Annotated in this window: 13 protein-coding genes and 1 pseudogene; 5 read left to right on the forward strand and 9 right to left on the reverse strand. The window is 60.3% G+C overall.

Going from position 1 to position 17,147, the window contains the following annotated elements; translation table 11 throughout:
* Window positions 1–220 precede the first annotated feature (220 nt).
* On the forward strand, window positions 221–1,852 hold the full coding sequence (locus BREU_RS05875) for a bifunctional folylpolyglutamate synthase/dihydrofolate synthase (protein WP_044088804.1): 1,632 nt from the start codon (window positions 221–223) through the stop codon (window positions 1,850–1,852).
* A gap of 52 nt (window positions 1,853–1,904) precedes the next feature.
* Window positions 1,905–5,537 carry a chromosome segregation protein SMC gene (gene smc / locus BREU_RS05880; RefSeq protein ID WP_044088805.1) on the forward strand — a complete coding sequence of 1,211 codons (3,633 nt, stop codon included), beginning with the start codon at window positions 1,905–1,907 and terminating at the stop codon, window positions 5,535–5,537.
* A gap of 39 nt (window positions 5,538–5,576) precedes the next feature.
* Here the strand turns inward: smc and BREU_RS05885 are convergent.
* The 3 genes and pseudogenes from BREU_RS05885 to BREU_RS05895 all read right to left on the reverse strand — a co-directional run bounded on the left by BREU_RS05885 (window position 5,577) and on the right by BREU_RS05895 (window position 9,349).
* A pseudogene (locus BREU_RS05885) lies at window positions 5,577–6,579 on the reverse strand (lipid II:glycine glycyltransferase FemX).
* A gap of 147 nt (window positions 6,580–6,726) precedes the next feature.
* Window positions 6,727–7,731 (reverse strand): lipid II:glycine glycyltransferase FemX, encoded by a 1,005-nt coding sequence (locus BREU_RS05890; RefSeq protein ID WP_044088807.1) that lies wholly within the window; start codon window positions 7,729–7,731, stop codon window positions 6,727–6,729.
* Window positions 7,732–7,795: 64 nt separating this feature from the next.
* The gene (locus BREU_RS05895) at window positions 7,796–9,349 is read right to left on the reverse strand and encodes a UDP-N-acetylmuramoyl-L-alanyl-D-glutamate--2,6-diaminopimelate ligase (protein ID WP_044088808.1); all 1,554 of its coding nucleotides are present in this window, start codon (window positions 9,347–9,349) and stop codon (window positions 7,796–7,798) included.
* Between the two features lie 212 nt (window positions 9,350–9,561).
* On the opposite strand from BREU_RS05895, the gene BREU_RS05900 reads away from it, so the two are divergent.
* Together BREU_RS05900 and BREU_RS05905 are read left to right on the forward strand one after the other, a co-directional pair.
* Entirely contained in the window at window positions 9,562–10,227 is a 666-nt protein-coding gene (locus BREU_RS05900; RefSeq protein WP_044088809.1) for a sigma-70 family RNA polymerase sigma factor, read from the forward strand.
* Window positions 10,227–10,601 (forward strand): hypothetical protein, encoded by a 375-nt coding sequence (locus BREU_RS05905; protein WP_044088810.1) that lies wholly within the window; start codon window positions 10,227–10,229, stop codon window positions 10,599–10,601. Before BREU_RS05900 ends, BREU_RS05905 begins: the two co-directional genes overlap by 1 nt.
* 128 nt (window positions 10,602–10,729) lie before the next feature.
* On the opposite strand, the gene BREU_RS12650 is transcribed toward BREU_RS05905, so the two are convergent.
* From BREU_RS12650 to BREU_RS05915, 3 genes are all read right to left on the reverse strand, one after another.
* Entirely contained in the window at window positions 10,730–10,804 is a 75-nt protein-coding gene (locus tag BREU_RS12650; RefSeq protein ID WP_099327425.1) for a 50S ribosomal protein bL37, read from the reverse strand.
* A gap of 127 nt (window positions 10,805–10,931) precedes the next feature.
* Window positions 10,932–11,876: an aldose 1-epimerase family protein gene (locus BREU_RS05910; protein WP_044088811.1), complete on the reverse strand. Its 945-nt coding sequence runs from the start codon at window positions 11,874–11,876 to the stop codon at window positions 10,932–10,934.
* A gap of 209 nt (window positions 11,877–12,085) precedes the next feature.
* Window positions 12,086–13,042 (reverse strand): aldose 1-epimerase family protein, encoded by a 957-nt coding sequence (locus BREU_RS05915; RefSeq protein WP_044088812.1) that lies wholly within the window; start codon window positions 13,040–13,042, stop codon window positions 12,086–12,088.
* 275 nt (window positions 13,043–13,317) lie between these two features.
* Between BREU_RS05915 and BREU_RS05920 the strand changes: the two genes are divergently transcribed.
* Window positions 13,318–14,322 (forward strand): 4-hydroxy-3-methylbut-2-enyl diphosphate reductase, encoded by a 1,005-nt coding sequence (locus BREU_RS05920; protein ID WP_044088813.1) that lies wholly within the window; start codon window positions 13,318–13,320, stop codon window positions 14,320–14,322.
* Window positions 14,323–14,422: 100 nt separating this feature from the next.
* Here BREU_RS05920 and ybaK read toward each other — a convergent pair whose 3' ends face one another.
* The 3 genes from ybaK to BREU_RS05935 form a co-directional block, all read right to left on the reverse strand.
* Window positions 14,423–14,932, reverse strand: coding sequence for a Cys-tRNA(Pro) deacylase (gene ybaK / locus BREU_RS05925; protein ID WP_044088814.1), 510 nt, complete (start codon window positions 14,930–14,932; stop codon window positions 14,423–14,425).
* Window positions 14,933–15,068: 136 nt separating this feature from the next.
* Window positions 15,069–16,127 (reverse strand): type I glyceraldehyde-3-phosphate dehydrogenase, encoded by a 1,059-nt coding sequence (gap, locus tag BREU_RS05930; RefSeq protein ID WP_044088815.1) that lies wholly within the window; start codon window positions 16,125–16,127, stop codon window positions 15,069–15,071.
* Window positions 16,128–16,379: 252 nt separating this feature from the next.
* The gene (locus tag BREU_RS05935) at window positions 16,380–17,105 is read right to left on the reverse strand and encodes a thiamine diphosphokinase (protein ID WP_044088816.1); all 726 of its coding nucleotides are present in this window, start codon (window positions 17,103–17,105) and stop codon (window positions 16,380–16,382) included.
* Between the last annotated feature and the right edge of the window lie 42 nt (window positions 17,106–17,147).

Below are 17,147 nucleotides of genomic sequence, written 5' to 3' on the forward strand. Positions count from 1 at the left end.
TCGGTGGAATCGATAAGAGATAACGACACGATGCGTCGGCACTATCCGGCACGATGCGCCGACATGACGCGCCGGAAGATGCGCCGGGAGGTGTGGCAGGCAGTATCGGGCGGCGGATATGCCATGAGCTGATGGCATGGTCTGCGTAAGCCACCCTGACGGCTAAGATGGAGGAGTTTGGAAACAGCAGACCGTAGAAGCGTGGAGGACCGGAGAAGGTATGTCATTCGAGCATCCGAACAGGAACAACGAGACGATGAGGGACGTCGAGCTGGACATCATGAGCCGTCCGCCCGAGCACAACACCACGAATCTTGATCTGGACCGCATGAATCTGATGCTTGACCTGCTGGGGCACCCGGAGCAGTCGTTCCGCGTGATTCATGTGACCGGCACCAACGGCAAGGGATCCACTGCACGTATGGCCGAAGCCATCTGCCGCGCCTACGGCATGCGCACCGGACTGTATACGTCGCCGCATCTCGAACGCATCAACGAGAGGATCGCCATCGACGGCCAGCAGCTTTCGGATGATGATTTCATCGACATCTGGGATCAGATCAAGGATCTGGTGGCTTTGGTGGATGCCAAGATGGCCGAGCAGGGCAAGCCGAAGATGAGCTTCTTCGAGGTGCTCACCTCCATGGCGATCTGGAAGTTCGCGGATGCGCCAGTGGATGTGGCCATTGTGGAAGTGGGCATGGGCGGCACCTGGGACGCCACCAACGTGCTCGATGCCGATGCCGCCATCATCGGACCGGTCGATATGGACCATATGCAGTGGCTGGGCGACACGGTCGAGCAGATCGCCGGCGAGAAGGCCGGCATCATCAAGCCCGATTGCACGGCGATCATCGGCCGACAGCCGCACGAAGAGGCCGTGATGCCGATTATCGAGGAGGCGGCGCGGCGCAACCATGCCACACTGGTTCGCGACGGGTATGAGATGACCGTCTCCGACCGCATGCCGGCCGTCGGCGGTCAGGTCGCCACACTCACCACGCCGAACGGCACCTATGAGGGTGTGCCGATCGCCAAGTTCGGTGAGCATCAGGCGCATAACGCGCTCGCCGCGCTCGCCGCCGCCGAAGTGGTGATTCCGGTCAACGGTCCGCTGGATGGCGATCTGGTGGCCGAGGCGCTGAGCTCGGTCAGGATTCCCGGGCGCATCGAGCAGATCCGCACCTCGCCGACCATCATCCTCGACGGAGGTCATAACGTGAACGCCGCCGAGGCGCTGCGCAAGGCCATTGAGGAGAACTACGATTTCAAGCAGCTGGTCGGCGTCGTGGCCATGATGAAAGACAAGCAGGTCGAACAGTATCTTGGTGTGCTCGAGCCGGTCCTGAGCTCCGTGGTGGTAACCGAGAACTCATGGCGTGACCGTGTGATGCCGGCCGATGATCTGGAGAAGATCGCAGTCGATGTCTTCGGCCGCGATCGCGTGGTCAAGGAACCGAACCTGCCCGATGCCATCCAGACCGCCGTCAACATGGTCGATGCGGAAGACGAGCTCGGTGTGGGCTACGGCCACGGTGTGCTCATTTGCGGCAGTTTCGTGACCGCGGGCGACGCGCGTGCCATGCTTGAAGAGCATGCCAGCCCCACGATGAAGCAGGCCATGAGCATCCACCAGCCGTCGGTCGAACCCGATGATTCCCATTCCGGCGATTCCGATGTCGACGGACAGTCGGACGCCGCCACCCAGGAGGCGGCCGACAATCTCGAAGACACGGTCAGCCCCGATGATTTCGACGTATTCGATGTCCTCGGCCTGAAGCATCTTGCCGGGTCGGATTCCGACTCGGATCCGACCGGCGGCAGCACCGGCGAGTCACGCCATCAGGCGTGACGGCCATCGGTTCCGTCCATGTGACAATGGTCCAGCGAAACGGTCTGTACCCATGTACCTCAAAGAACTCACCCTGCGCGGTTTCAAATCCTTCGCATCGGCCACCACACTGCGCTTCGAGCCGGGAATCACCGCAGTCGTGGGCCCCAACGGCTCCGGCAAGTCGAACATCGTCGATGCGCTGACCTGGGTGATGGGGGAGCAGGGTGCCAAGAACCTGAGAGGCACGTCAATGGAGGATGTGATCTTTGCGGGCACATCCTCCAGGCCGCCGCTCGGCCGTGCGCAGGTGAGTCTGACCATCGACAACTCAGACCACATGCTGGACATCGATTACACGGAAGTCACCATATCCCGCACGATTTTCCGCAACGGCGGTTCCGAATACGCGATCAACGGGTCGGCATGCCGGCTGCTGGACATCCAGGAGCTGCTCTCCGACACCGGTCTGGGGCAGCAGATGCACGTGATCGTCGGACAGGGGCGATTGGACGCCATTCTCAAGGCCGACCCATCCGGGCATCGCGCCTTCATCGAGGAGGCCGCCGGAATACTGAAGCATCGCAAGCGCAAGGAACGTGCGCTGCGCAAGCTGGCGAACACCGAAACGAACCTCAACAGGCTCGACGACCTGCTGCGTGAGATTCACCGTCAGATGGGGCCGCTCGGCAGGCAGGCGCGCATTTCGAGACGAGCCGACGCCATCCAGGTGACCGTGCGCGATGCGCAGGCCCGCCTGTATGGTGAGGATGCCCAACGTTCGGCGGAACAGCGTGACGCGGTACGCAAGGAACTCGGCGAGGTGCGGGAACAGCTTGCCGAAGCGCAGCGCGAACTCGCACAAGTCAAAGTGCGTATCGATCAGGTCGAGGCGTTGAGTTCGCAATCAAGCCCCGCCATAGCCAAAGCCAACCAGTATTGGCATGATTGTTCACAGATTCGTGAACGGTTGCGTTCGATTGCGCAGCTTGCCGATGAACGTGCGCGCTCGCTTGCCGGGCAGATCGTCGCCAATTTCGGGGAAGACCCGGATATGCTGAACAAACGGGCCGAGGAATTGGACTCTCAGGCTCAGGCTCAGTCGGGAATCGTGTCCGACGCCCGTCTGGCGTTCGACAAGGCGACGGAGGAACGCGCCGACAATGAGAGAAAACTCGCGTCGACGCGCCAGACACTCACCGAATTGCGCAAAACAGCCCAAGAACATGATGCGAAGATATCCAGACTTCGGGAACTCATCGCCCGAGAGGAATCCGCAGTACAGCTTGCGGCAAGCCGTGCCAAGGATTATACGGATCAACGTTCCGCGCTCGCTTCGCAGTATGACGAGGCGAAGCTTCAACTGAACGCATTGCGTGATGAAACCGAGGCAGTATCCGATGACGGTGGCACCGCGTTGGATGACGCCAGGGCCGCGCTCGCTGAACGTCGTGATCGTCTCAATGAGATCACCGACCGTCAGAGGGATATCCAGTCGCGGATTATCTCCCTGAAGGCCAAGGCGGATGCCTTGTCCGACACCTTGGACAGTCGCAACGCATCGGGAGCCTTGGAACGGGACGACAAGGTTTCAGCGTTGGGCCGCCTTACCGACTTCATCCATGTGACTGAAGGATGGGAAGACGCGGTGGCGCATGCTCTCGATCAATATGCCAGCGCCATCGTGGTGCCGACAGCCGGCAACATGCTCCATGCGCTCGAAAAGGCGCGTACTGACAAGTTGGGCAAGGCGGTGGTGTTGTCCGCAGCGTTGGAAGATGACGCCGCGACCGGTCCGCAGCCCGAGACACGGTCGAAGAGTGAAGCCTCAAAGGCCTATCAGTCATTGGCCGATCTGGTGGTTCCCAATTCGGATGCCGCCGATCGGATGCAGGCCGAAGCCGTCGTGCGCGCCGTGCGCCTGCTGCTGGATGATGTGGCGGCGGTTCCTGATATCGAAACGGCGCAATACATTGTCGTATCAGGCGAGGCGACGCGTGCGGTCACCAGCAAGGGGGAGATGTTCGTCTATGGCGTGGCGGCATCCGGAGGGTCGACGTCGTCTCAGTCCGACCTGTCGTTGGCCGCCCGACGGGACAAAGCGCTGGCACAGGCAAGACAGTTGGAGGAAGAAAGCCGATCAATCGCCGAACAAGTGCAGGCAGCCAAGGCCGCACGTGACGAGGCGGCCCGGCTGGTCGACCGCGAATCCGCCGCTCGAACGGAAGCTCGGCTCAAAGCGCAACAGGCCGAGCGGTCGATGAGATCCGCAGAAGGCCGTGTCGATTCGATCGCCCGCCAGCTTGACCAGATGGACAGGAAAACCGCCGATGCCGCGTCGAGTCGTGAGGACCACCAACTCAGACTCGACGATCTTGCCGCAGCGCTTGACGCCGCACAGCAACCGGATTCCGGGCATGCCGACTTCGATGAATTGGGCAAGCGCGAGCAAATGCTGGAGCATGAGCTTTCCGCGGCAAGGGAGCGTGAGGTCACCGCCAAGATCACCTGGACGGAGGCGGGCAGGAAACTCGAATCGCTGAACCGTCAGGCAGGACTGTTGCGCGACAACGCCAAAGAGGCCGCAGAACGCCGTGCACGGATCGAATCGTTGAACGAGCGTCGACGCGAGCAGGCGACACACCTTGAAACTGTGGCCAGCGATGCACGCAGCGTTGCCGGGATGGTGGAACGTACTCTCGACGAGGTCGCAGCGGAACGCGACCGTTTGCAGAACGCCGCATCAGCGCATGATCAGGAGCTCCGGGCACTGCGTTCACAGCGCGATGCGGTCGAGCCGAAAGTCGCCGATCTGATCGCTCGCGAGCATGTGCTGGATGTGAACCGGGAGCGTCTGGCTGCGGAATACGGTCAGCTCACGCAGAAGGTTTCGGACGAGCTGGGCCTGACGCTTGAGGAGCTGGTACGTGACTATGGTCCGGATCGGCCGGTGCCTGTACTGGATGATGAGGGCAGGCCTGTGCCGTTGGATGCGGATCCGGCCGATGGGACGGTCCATGAGGATGAACCCCATCGCTTCAAAACCGTGCCATACGACCGTACGGAACAGAAAAAGCGGCTGGACAAGGCCCGTCGCGACCTGGCGGCGCTCGGCAAAGTCAATCCGCTGGCCACCGAGGAATATGAGGCATTGGAGGAACGCAACAAGTATCTCAACGACCAGCGCAACGATGTGGTCAAGTCGCGCGATGACCTGATGCAGCTCGTCAAGGACCTCGACTCCACGATGATCACCGTGTTCAAGTCGGCGTTTGACGATACCGCCGCGGCGTTCGAGAAGGTGTTCGCCACGCTGTTCCCGGGCGGCACCGGAAGACTGCGATTGGACAATCCGGAAGACCTTCTGACCACCGGCGTACTGGTCGAAGCCAGTCCTGCCGGCAAACGTGTCAAGCAGCTGAGTCTGCTTTCGGGTGGTGAGCGCTCGCTGACCGCGCTGGCGCTGTTGTTCGCCATCTTCACCGCCCGTCCCAGTCCGTTCTACGTCATGGACGAGGTGGAGGCCGCGCTCGATGACGTCAACCTGACTCGCCTGATCAATGCACTCAATGAGCTGCGCACCCACGCGCAGCTCATCATCATCACGCACCAGCAGCGCACGATGTCCATCGCCGACGCGCTCTATGGCGTCACCATGCGCGCGGACGGCGTCACCGCGGTCATCAGCCAGAAGCTCGAACGGTAGGGGATATCGTGATCACGGCAGATGCCTTTGGGATCGCCTCTACCGGTTCAGCAGGCGGCGCATATGCTGCAATGCAGTGAGTGCGGCGTAGAAGCCGCGCCTGATCGGCACGTCCCGCGCAGGCGCTACCGGCTCGACATCTTCAGAGAACTTGGTCTTGAACGTGTTCAATGATCGCAATGACGGTGCGAAATCGCTGCCGATGCCCATCAGATCGATCTGCGTGCAACCATACTGTCCCAGAGCACAGCAGAAGAAATACAGCAATTGATCGGGTACAAGATCCTTCTGTATTTCAGTACGGGAGCAGGCATAGTAGTACACGGCATGATCGTGATTGATGGTGACGATAGCCCATGCCACGACACGTCCGTCGATCCGCGCGGCGAACAGCCGGCAATGATCGGGACCCAATGCCTTGAGCATATCCGTGTAATCGCTCATCGGTGCTGGGGTGAATCCGTCACGTTGCGCAGTCTCGACCATCGCATCGTAATAATCCTTGAAATCGGTGAGTGCCTCAGTGGTCTCGTCCCTGCATACCGCCCTGCTTTCTCGCAACGCCTTGCGCACGTCGCGGCGGCCTCGCTTTTTCATGCGGGCCAGGATCTGATCGTCGCCGCCGGTCAGGTCGACGATGACGGTTCGGTCATATGGCACAGTGGACAGCACCGGTTTGGTGCCTGCCGTCGTCCATGTGTCGATGCGCAGGAACACCACTTCTGGATCCTCATGATGCACATATTCGACAAGCGCGTTGATCACTGTGCGCTCCAGTGCAGGATTAGGCAGAACCGTCCAGACCGGACCGTGCGTGGATCGTAGATACCGGTAGCCATGCGTCCTGTATTCGATCAGGGAAAGCATGGCCACCGGCGCGTTCCCCCCCATCCATGATCATCAGTGCGTTCCAGAAGCGGCGTCCGTCGATCGTGTCCTGATATCGGGCCCAGGTCTCGGTCTGTTCGATGGGCAGCGTGATGTCGCACCCTTCGGTCTCCTCGTGGATGTCCTGGAATGACGTTGCGACCACAGTGAGCATGATTCTTCACCCCTTCACCACCTAGCAGGTTTCATGTAACCGTGCAGTATTGTGCAGAACCAGCATAGGTATGAGGTTCGATTTGTCTCCTATATCACTGGGACTATCCTGAACGTGGCCTGAATGCAGATTGGTGATCCGCGATGCTCAGTGTTCGGCATTGCCGCGTTTGCGCAGCTTCTGGATGAAGCGCAACAGACCGTAGAAACCGCGCTTGATCGGGATGTCATGGCCGGCGGCCACCGGTGTGATATCCGGTGCGAATTTGGTCTTGAACTGGTTCAAACCCTTGAGCGATGGCGCGAAATCCGAACCGATGCCCATCATGTCGAGACTTTGGACGCCCTGTGCGCCCAACGTGCAGAAGATATGGTAGAACATCTTGTCCGGCACACGCAGACGACGTACGGCGGTACTCATGCAGCCGTAGTAATACACTGCACGATTGTCGTTGAGGGTGACGAGGCACCAATTGACCACCTTGCCGTCGATGCGGCTGACGAACAGGCGGCAATGCTCGGGGCCGAGTTCCTGAAGCATGTCCTCGTAGTCCTGCTTCGGTGCCGGTGCGAATCCATCGCGCTTGGCGGTATCGACCATCACGTCATAGTATTCGTCGAATGAGTGGGAGGCCTGCTCGGTCTCATCGGCGCAGACGGCGGGGCTTTCCCGCAACGCCTTGCGCACGTTCTGGCGTCCGCGGGCGCGCATGCGGGCTAGGATCTGGTCGTCGCCGCCGGTCAGGTCGACGATGACGGTCTGATCGTATGGCACTGTAGACAGCACGCGGTAATACCCGTCCTCGAACCAGGTATCCACGCGCAGGAACGCCACTTTGTGATCCTTGGCATGTACAGCCTTCGCCAATGCGTCCACCACTTCGCGTTCTTCATCCTGGCTGGGCTTGGTCTTCCACGCCGGCCCGTGCAGGGAACGCAGATAATGATATCCGTGGGTCTCGTAGTCGATCAGGGAAATGACGGCGATGAGTTCATTGTCGCGGCGGATCAGGAATGCGCCCCACGGGTGGCGTCCCGGAACTTTGGCCTGATACTTGCCCCATGCCTCAGTCTGCTCGATGGGCAGGATGATGCCGGCTTGTGCCGCTGCGTGTTCCATGGCTGCAAGTGTGACGTGTTCCAATGCGATCAACGGTCGCTCCTTCTCTCTATGGATACTCTGTATGCCTTGTATTGTTCTGTACTCAGTCCCTGAATCAGTCCTGTATCAAGCCGAACAGTCGTTTGACCACATGATCGTCGCCTTCGTATGGCGCATGCCTGCCATCGACCTTGATCCAACGCTCCTCGCCTTTGCCGATGACCAGCAGTACGGTCAGCTTGTCGGCATGGGAGCGTGCATCAACCACGGCATCCTCGATGGCTTTGGCACGGTCGAGTTCGATGCTGCACTCGACATGCGGATTCGTAATGTATCCTTTCATCTCATTGAGGATGTCGGTCATGGATTCGTGCACGGTGTCCTCCGAGGTGAGGATGATCCGATCCACACGATCCTGCGCGCCCTTGATGATGCCTTCGCGCCGGTCGACGGCCTTGTCTCCCACCGAGCCGGTGACCAGGACGATACGGGGATTGCGGTCATGGTACTTGTTCGCGACGAATTCGACCAAGGTCTTCGTGCTCACGTAATTATGTGCATAGTCGACGTACGCCACCATATTGCCGGACTCATAATGCTCCATACGTCCCGAGATTCGTACATGTTCCAACGCGGCGAACGCTTTGGCATCGGCGGGCACGCCGACTGCCCGAGTCAGTGCGATGGCGGCTGCTGCATTGGCGGCATTGAACTCGCCCTCCAGCTCCAATGAGAAATCGCCGACCTGTGTCCCGTGTTCGCGGACCAGATATCCGGAGCCTGTGCTCGTGTCAGGCAGTGCCGTGATATCGGCTGCTGTGCCCTGATCGTCGATATCGTGCGTGGCGAATGTGGTGACCGGAACACCGGCGGCCGAGGCGTCCTGACGAATCAGGTCGGCATGTGCGCAGTCCGCGCCGAGCACCAACGTGTGGCAGTGGCGCGTGATCTGACGCTTGCAATAGAAGTAATCCTCGAACGTGGGGTGTTCGATTGGACTGATGTGATCGGGAGAGATGTTGAGGAACGCGCCAGCGTCGAATGTCAGCCCATAGACACGTTCCACCTTGTACGCTTGGGAGGACACCTCCATCACCAGGTACTTCATGCCGTTACCGACCGCCTCACGCATCATGCGGAAGGCATCCATCGATTCGGGCGTGGTCAGATCGGATTCCACATAGGTGTGGCCGTCTAGGCAATTGTCGACGGATGAGAACAATGCACATCTGCCATCGGAATACGCGTTGAGCACCGCCTGGACGAAGTATGCGGTGGTGGTCTTGCCCTTGGTGCCGGTGATGCCAATCACGGTCAGCTCATCCTGCGGACGGCCGTAGAACGCTGCGGACAGCAGGCTCATCGCCTTGCGGACATCGTTGACGATCAGCCCGGGGGCATGGGTCGCGGTAGAGTACTCGGTTTCGGCCACATAGGCGGCGAGTCCTGCGTCGTCAACGCCGGCCAGATACTCGGCCTTGAAGCGGCCCTTGCAGCACAGGAGTGTTCCCTCGGCCACCTTGCGCGTATCGTACGTGATTGCGCTGAACGGTTCGCTGGCGCCGGCGATGTCCTCGGCGTTGTCAGTCCACTGGTTCGTTTGGATGATCTCCCGCAGCAGATGGTGCTCGTCGAGCAATGCGGCGGCCGTGGCCAAAGTCAATGCCATAACATGTTCTCCCTGTTTCTAACCGAATAGTCATTCTACAGGCGGTCCGCCGTGTGAGGCGACCCACCGAGTATCAACCACGATATGGGCACATGATTTGGTTACAATGAGCAATCGTGACAAGCACGAAGCAAGCATCTGCAACACCTCGGAAGCAAGGGGAACAACGCCTGCCGCATGGTACGGCCGAAGGCCATGCCGCAGGGGAATCCATGGCGGACAGGCGCGCCAGATTCGAACGGCTCGCGATGCCTGCGGTCAACGCCCTATACCGTCAGGCCATGCGGCTCACGAACAATCCCGATGATGCTCAGGATCTTGTCCAGGACACCTTCGAACGAGGGTTCAAGGCGTTCGACACCTTCCAGCCGGGATCGAACTTCGAGGCGTGGATGACCACCATCGAACGCAACGCCTATTTCAACCAATACGCCAAATCCAAGCGCAGACCCCAGCGGGCCAACGACTCCACCGGCGAATACGACGACTGGGACATCTATGACGCCGCCGAACACTCGTCGGATGGGCTGAAATCCGCCGAGGAGGAGTATCTGGATGCATTCGCGCCCGAGGAGATCATGGCGGCGCTCGCCAAGCTGTCGCCGGAACGCCGCCAGGTGTTCATCGATGCGGCTATCGACGGCAAATCCTATCAGCAGGTGGCGGATGAGCAAGGCGTGAAGATCGGCACGGTTATGAGCCGACTCAATCGTGCGCGTACGCAGCTCAAACGCGAATTGGCGGAATATGCGCGTGAGCGCGGGTACGTGGAGGACGATACGGGGAAAGGCTCAAGTTCACCATCCGCGAAGTTGCCTGAACAACCGCATGCCCATGCGGATACGGTCCATAATGGAGTACAAGGAAAGGAGATGTGATGAACGATCGGAATCTGCGGCGTGTCATGCCGGATGTGGAAACCAGTCATATCTCCATCACCAGTGCTTCGGACGGAGTGGTCAGCAGGACGGAAGTGCATATCACCACGAGCCAATGCTGCTCGGGGGACCATGCCTCCGGTTGCGCATGCTCGGCGGACACCGTATCCCAGCGATCCGCCGCCCAGCAGACGGGTGAACCGTATGCCGATCAGGTTGCGGGGGAGTGCTTCGACCCGGCCACGTGCTGCGATGCCCGTGAACAGGCGCTGATCGCCGCGCTGCGCGCTTATCTGCGCCCCGATGTGGCTCCGGAATGCCTGATGGCCAAGCTCAAGGCCACGCTTGATCATTGCTGCGGCGAAGACCGGTGATTGGCGATGCCATCGAAGGAACTGCCTGCTAGTTAGGACGGCATTACGCATAGCTGGTGCGATATATAACAAGAAAGCCCATCTGATTGCTCAGATGGGCTTTCGGCGTTTATGAGAAACGCGAAGGATCAGGTGTTAGGACGCTTGCCGTGGTTGGCGGCCTTCTTGCGACGATCCCTGCGCTTACGTCCGCGCATGCCCATGATGGACTCCTTTACTGAAAATCAATAAGCCTACGGAATTATGCCACATGAGCGCGACGTTCTCAACCGCGCGTCCATGTGGCGTCTACCGAAGGGTCGATGTGTGCCCTGGTTTGGCCGAACGAACTCAGATCTGCTCGGCCTGGAATGTGATCACTGTGGTGTAGTCGCTGCCGGGGTCGAGCACGACCAGATCCTTGCCGGTGCGGAAGGCGTCGGCATAAGCGGTCATCGGTTCGACGGCAACGCCGGGCTGACGCTGCTTCACGCCGATTTCGTTGCCGGTGCACACCTGCCAGGAGTTGATGGTCTTGTCGCCGGTCAGGGTCACCTTGATGCCGTCAGGACGGGTGAAGACGGCGGAGGTGCTGCCGTCCGCGCCACGGTTGGTGATATCGGTCCATGCGTCATCGAAGCCACGGCCTTCCAGCGTGGGGTTGTCGCGCAGGTCGAAGATGCCGGACACCGGTTCTTCGCCGGTGGGCAACAGGTGCTCGTCTACGGTGACATGCGTATCGCAGTGGAGTTCGAGGCGGCACGGTTCGTTGTCGGCGGTGATCGCCGGGCCGGTGGCGTTCTTGCCGTTGGCGAGCCACGGATGGATGCCGAAGGCCCACGGGGCCTTGGCGTTGTCATTGTTGTGGACGGTGAAGGTTTCCGTGAGTCCGTTCTCGTCCAGCGCATAGGTGGCGGTGATGGTGATGTCGAACGGGTATCCGGCGATGTCGGGGGAACGCCAGGAGAGCGTCACGTGGGATTCCTGCAGGTCCTCGAGCTCCCACATGTAACGGTAGGCGTAGCCGTGCAGGGAGGATTGACGGTCGAATTCGTCGATCGGCATCTGGTAGTCCTCGCCGCCGAACGTGTACTGTCCATTGGTCACGCGGTTCGGGTAGGGGGCCAGCACCCAGCCGTTGCAGCACGGGATGACCTTGTTCGGATCAAAGGGGACGATGATGTCCGTGCCCTTCCACTTCAGCTCACGCAGACTCGCGCCCAGTTCCGTGACGACGGCGCTCCAATCGCCGGACGAGATGGCGTATTGGTTACCAGTGCGAGGCTTCAAAGCCATAATGCACACTCCTTTGTGAAAGCGGATTGTTACCGTTCACAATCGTACCGCACCCATGCTGTGAGGCGCGGCGGGGAAGCGTCTCATTTCGATAAACGGGTGTGCTTGTGATGCCTCCTTGCCTCTTTGCGGGAAAGAGGCATCACAGGTTCGTTCATGGGCTCCCCGGAATCATGGCCGTAGCCGTTACAGAGGAATCCCGTGCCGGACTACTTCCGAGTCACCTCGTAGCGGACCACAGTGGTGTATTCGCTGTCGGGGGCGAGCGTCACCAGATGGTCGCCGGTGCGGAAGGCGTTGGCGGGGGCGGTCATCGGCTCCACGGCGATGCCATACGGGTGTTCGGCGAATGGTGCACCGGTGGCGGTATAGCACTGCCAGGCGTTGATGGTGTCGTCGCCGATAAGCTTCACCTCGATGCCGTCCGGACGGCTGAACGTGGTGGTGGTCGTACCGTCCGCGGCACGTTCCACGTCCACCCAGGCGTCGTCGAAGGCGCGGCCTTCGAGCGTGGGGGCGTCATTGAGATCGTAGATGCCGGAAACCGGTTCGGTGCCGGTGGGGATCAGCGCCTCGTTCACCGTCACATGGCTTGCGGCCTTGATCTGCAGACGGCATGCGGCGGAATCGGCGTCACGTTCAGCCGAGGTGGTACCCTGCTTTCCATTGGCCAACCAAGGATGCAGGCCAAGGGCCCAAGGGGCTGGCTCGTCGCCGTCATTGCGCGCGGTGACGGCAACGGTCAGGCCTTCCTCACCGAGCTCGTAGGTCACGGTGACAGTCACATCGAACGGGTAACCATCCAAGTTCGGGAAACGCAGCGACAGCGTCACGGCGTTGTCGGTCAGCGACTCGAGCTTCCACATGTAGTGGTAGGCGTATCCGTGGTTCGCGTTGTTGCGGGGCGCCGGATGGTATTCGTTGACCGGTGCGCAGTAATGCTTGCCGTTGAAATCGTATTCGCCGTTCTCGATGCGGTTGGGCCAGGGCGCCAAGATGTAGCCGTTGCAGGTGGGGGTCAGGTCGTTCACGCCGAACGGGCAGAAGATCTCCGTGCCCTGATAGTCGAATCGACGGATTTTCGCTCCAAGCTCACAGATCACGGCGCTGTAGTCGCCATAGTGAATTGAATACTGATTGCCCGTGCGTGGCGTTTTGCTTGTCATAGGAATCACTCCCATAGTGAGATACGGCTTGTTCCGGCGGCGTTCGTCACCGCTGGGTTCAGTCTAATCCTTGCGCTGTATCGGTGCGGCAACTGTTCCTGCCGTGGCTGATGCGTGGCTGATGCCAGTGGCGAGCATCACATTGCGCGCAAGATCGGTGCTTCGGTTCGGAAAACTGCGATGCGGGACACCTTCAGGATGCCAGAGCAGGGAAGGAGTGCGCCGAGTGTGCCGTACACTGGGAGTCGGTAATGACGTTCAGGAGGTTCCCCATTATGTCCAGAAGTGTGGTGCTTGCCGACCCGCGTGGATTCTGCGCCGGCGTGGATCGTGCGATCCTGACCGTGCAGACCATACTCAAGGCCGCGGAGTCATCGGGGAAACTGCACCGCGATGATGGGCTGCCTCCCGTGTACGTGCGCCGGCAGATTGTGCACAACAGGCATGTGGTCGAGGACCTCGCCGGCCAGGGTGCGGTGTTCGTGCAGGAGCTCGCGGAGATTCCCGACGAAGCTGCGGCGGCGGGTATTCCGGTGGTGTTCTCCGCGCATGGCGTGTCGCCCGAGGTCGTGGCGGAAGCCAGACAACGCGGCATGCACATCGTGGACGCCACCTGCCCGCTGGTGGGCAAGGTGCATCGCGAGGTGCTGCGGTTCGTGCGCGAAGGCTATGAGATCATCTATATCGGTCACAAGGGCCACGATGAGGCGGTCGGTGTGGTAGGGGAGAGCCCGGAGCATGTGCATCTCATTGAACATGCCGATGACGTGGCATCATTGGATTTCACGCCTGGCACGAAGCTGGTGCTGCTCTCCCAGACCACGCTCAGCGTGGATGAGACCGCCGATACCATCGCGGCGTTGAAAGCGCGTTTCCCGTGGATCGAGGAGCCGCCGAGTTCCGACATATGCTACGCCACATCGAACCGTCAGGCCGCGGTGAAACTCGTGGCCCAGCAGTCCGATTGCGTGGTGATCGTCGGGTCTGCCAATTCCTCGAATTCCGTGCGGTTGATGGAGGTCGCCCAGGAAGGGTTGGGAAGTCGAGGCAGAGCCTACCGTGTGGACGATGCTGGTGAACTTGATGCCCGATGGTTCCAGGATGTGGAGAACGTGGGTGTTTCCTCCGGTGCTTCAGTACCTGAAGAGCTGGTGTCCGGCGTCATCGATGCATTACGTGATTTGGGTTTCACCGGCGTGAAATCAGTGGAGACCATCAAGGAGAATATGCATTTTGTATTGCCGTCTGAACTCAGACGGCAATCTTCGCGGTCGCGGTAGCGCCCGCTCACTTCGCCTACAGAGAGTCCACTGGACTCTCTGTTTGACGGCTCAGTCGGCCGAGCTTCGCGGCCGGAAGCCTTCGCGGTCGCGGTAGCGCCTACCACGTGCCGATCGGGGCGGCGATGCCGTCGAGGACCTTGAGCAGATCATGCGGGTTCACTCCTACGGACAGTCCGCGTTTGCCGCCTGAGACCAGAATGGTGTCGAATTGCAGCGCGCTCTCATCCAGCACGGTTTTGTGATGTGTTTTCTGTCCTAACGGCGAAATCCCGCCGACCACATAGCCGGATTCACGCATGGCCACCTTCGGGTCGGCCATGGTGGCTTTCTTGGCACCTACGGCCGCAGCCAGGGCCTTCAGGTCCATATGTCCGCTGACCGGCACCACGCCGATCACCCGTTCGGCACCGGTGTCCGCCATCAGCGTCTTGAACACCTGATGTTCGTCGAAACCGAGTTTGGTGGCCGCTTCCACGCCATAGCCATCGTCCATATGATCATTGGAATGCTCGTATTCGTAGAGCTGGAACGCCACGCCGGCCTTTTCCAGCTGCACGGTCGCCGGGGTGGAACCCGTGCCCTTGTCGTGTTTGTTCTTCTTTGCCATGGTTCCTGTTCTACTACGAAGTGTCCTACTACGAAGTGTTTTATTGCGAATGCTCCTACGAAAAAGCCCCCGCTCGAAGCGGGGGCTTCACTACGCAAGTTCTCTTGCGAACCTATGCGGCGTCAACCGCGATAATTCACTCGGAGATCTCGGCGAAGTACAGCAGGGTACGGATCATGTTGGAGGTGAAGCCGTACTCGTTGTCGTAGAAGGAGACGGTGCGAGCCAGGGTCAGGCCGTCGATGTTGTTCACGTCGGTCTGAGTCGGGTCGAACACGCCACCGTGGGTGTCGCCGAGGATATCGGAGGACACGATGCCCTCATCGTTGTAGCCGTAGTACTCGGTGTCGGAGAAGGCTTCCTTGAAGGCAGCGTTGATCTCGTCGGCGGTGACTTCCTTGTTCAGGACGGTGGTCAGCTCGGTGACGGAGCCGTCCGGAACCTGGACACGCTGGGCGTGGCCCTGCAGCTTGCCGTTCACGGACGGAACGACCTTGCCGATGGCCTTGGCGGCGCCGGTGGAGTGGGCGATGGTGTTGATGCCGGCGGCGCGCAGGTTGCGGCCGGACTTGGTGCCACGCGGGCCATCCAGCAGCATCTGAGTGCCGGTGTAGGCGTGGATGGTGGTCATGAAGCCAGCGCGAATGCCGAACTTCTCATCCAGCAGCTTGACCATGGCGGCCATGGAGTTGGTGGTGCAGGAGCCGGCGGACACGATATTGTCGGAGGCCTTGAGGATGTCGTGGTTCACGCCGAACACGACGGTCGGGGTGGTGTCATCCTTGGCCGGGGCGGAGATCAGAACCTTCTTGGCGCCGGCGTTCAGGTGGGCCTGGGACTTCTCGGCGGAGGTGTAGAAGCCGGTGCACTCGAGCACGAACTCGACACCGTCGTTCTTGACCCACGGGATGTTGTTGGCGTCCTTCTCGGCGTACACCTTGTATTCCTTGCCGTCCACCACGATGGAGTCCTCGGTGGCCTTGACGTCGACCGGGGTGCCGTCGTCGTGACGGAAGGTGCCGTGGGTGGAATCGTACTTCAGCAGGTAAGCCAAGGTGGCCGGAGTGGTCAGATCGTTGATGGCGGCAACTTCGATGTCACCAGCCTGGCCGCCGCGAGCCTGCAGCTCGAAGATGCGACGGAAGGCGAGACGACCAATGCGACCGAAGCCGTTGATACCAATCTTAACTGTCATGTAATTCTCCCTTGTAGGGTGGCGGACATGCGCTGTGCGCATACCGCGCCGTTGTTTACCAACAGTTGTTACTGTAATGCCGACTGTGTACACAAAGCAATGGCCGTACGTGTGTTTCGGGCAAAAAATACCAAAAATTTGTGAACGCTCACATCCGCTGTGCCACCTGTTCTCGCGGGCTTTTCCGAACGTTCATGATGTGATGCCGTGAGGAAGGGGACGGAAGGGCGGGGACGGCCGCCATACTTGGCGTCATTCACGTACCAGAAGTGCGGATATTGTGGTGTCCAGCTGCCCGATATCGCCGGTGAAGTCATGGCAGTGGGAGACCGATGGCATCCCCGCCTCAATCGGGAAGGTGACGATCAGGGTGCCCTTTGTGACGCTGATGGAGGCGGCGGTGCCGTCGCGGAACTCGTTGCTCAGCCCCAGCGCCATCGTGTTGGTGAGCGTGCCGTCATGCAGTTCGTATTTCAGCCCTGATTCGTTCACGCCCAGCGAAACGTCGGACAGCGAGAACACGGACACCATGCGTCCGCTGCACTGCACCGGTTGGGCGGGGAATGCCAGCTCGCCGTCGCAGATCGCAGTGATCACGGTGTCATCGCCGTGCAGAAAGCCGGTCGCTCCATGCCGGGCGAGCAGACCCATCAGCTGGATGTTCGCGATCGTGTGGTCCATCCGGCCGCCGAGTCCGCCCCAGATATGGAACCGGCGGAATCCCGCGCCCCAGCCGATCTTCAGCGCCGACAGCATGTCGGGGTCGTCCTTTGTCGGAGGCAGTGCGATGGTCCGGGCGTCGGAATCGGGCCTGCGACCCTGAAGGGAGTCGAAATCCCCCACCACCACATCCGGCACAAGCCCGAGTGCGCGGACATGGTCGAGCCCTCCGTCTGCGGCCACTACGAAGGCCCCATCCGGCACCGTGGGGGTGTCGTAGTATTCGCCGGCTCCGAAAATCACGCAATCATCAGTCATACTGCCAACTGTAACCGTCATGCTGCTAGGCTTGCGCAACAG

This window comes from Bifidobacterium reuteri DSM 23975, from assembly GCF_000741695.1.
GTDB lineage: Bacteria > Actinomycetota > Actinomycetes > Actinomycetales > Bifidobacteriaceae > Bifidobacterium > Bifidobacterium reuteri.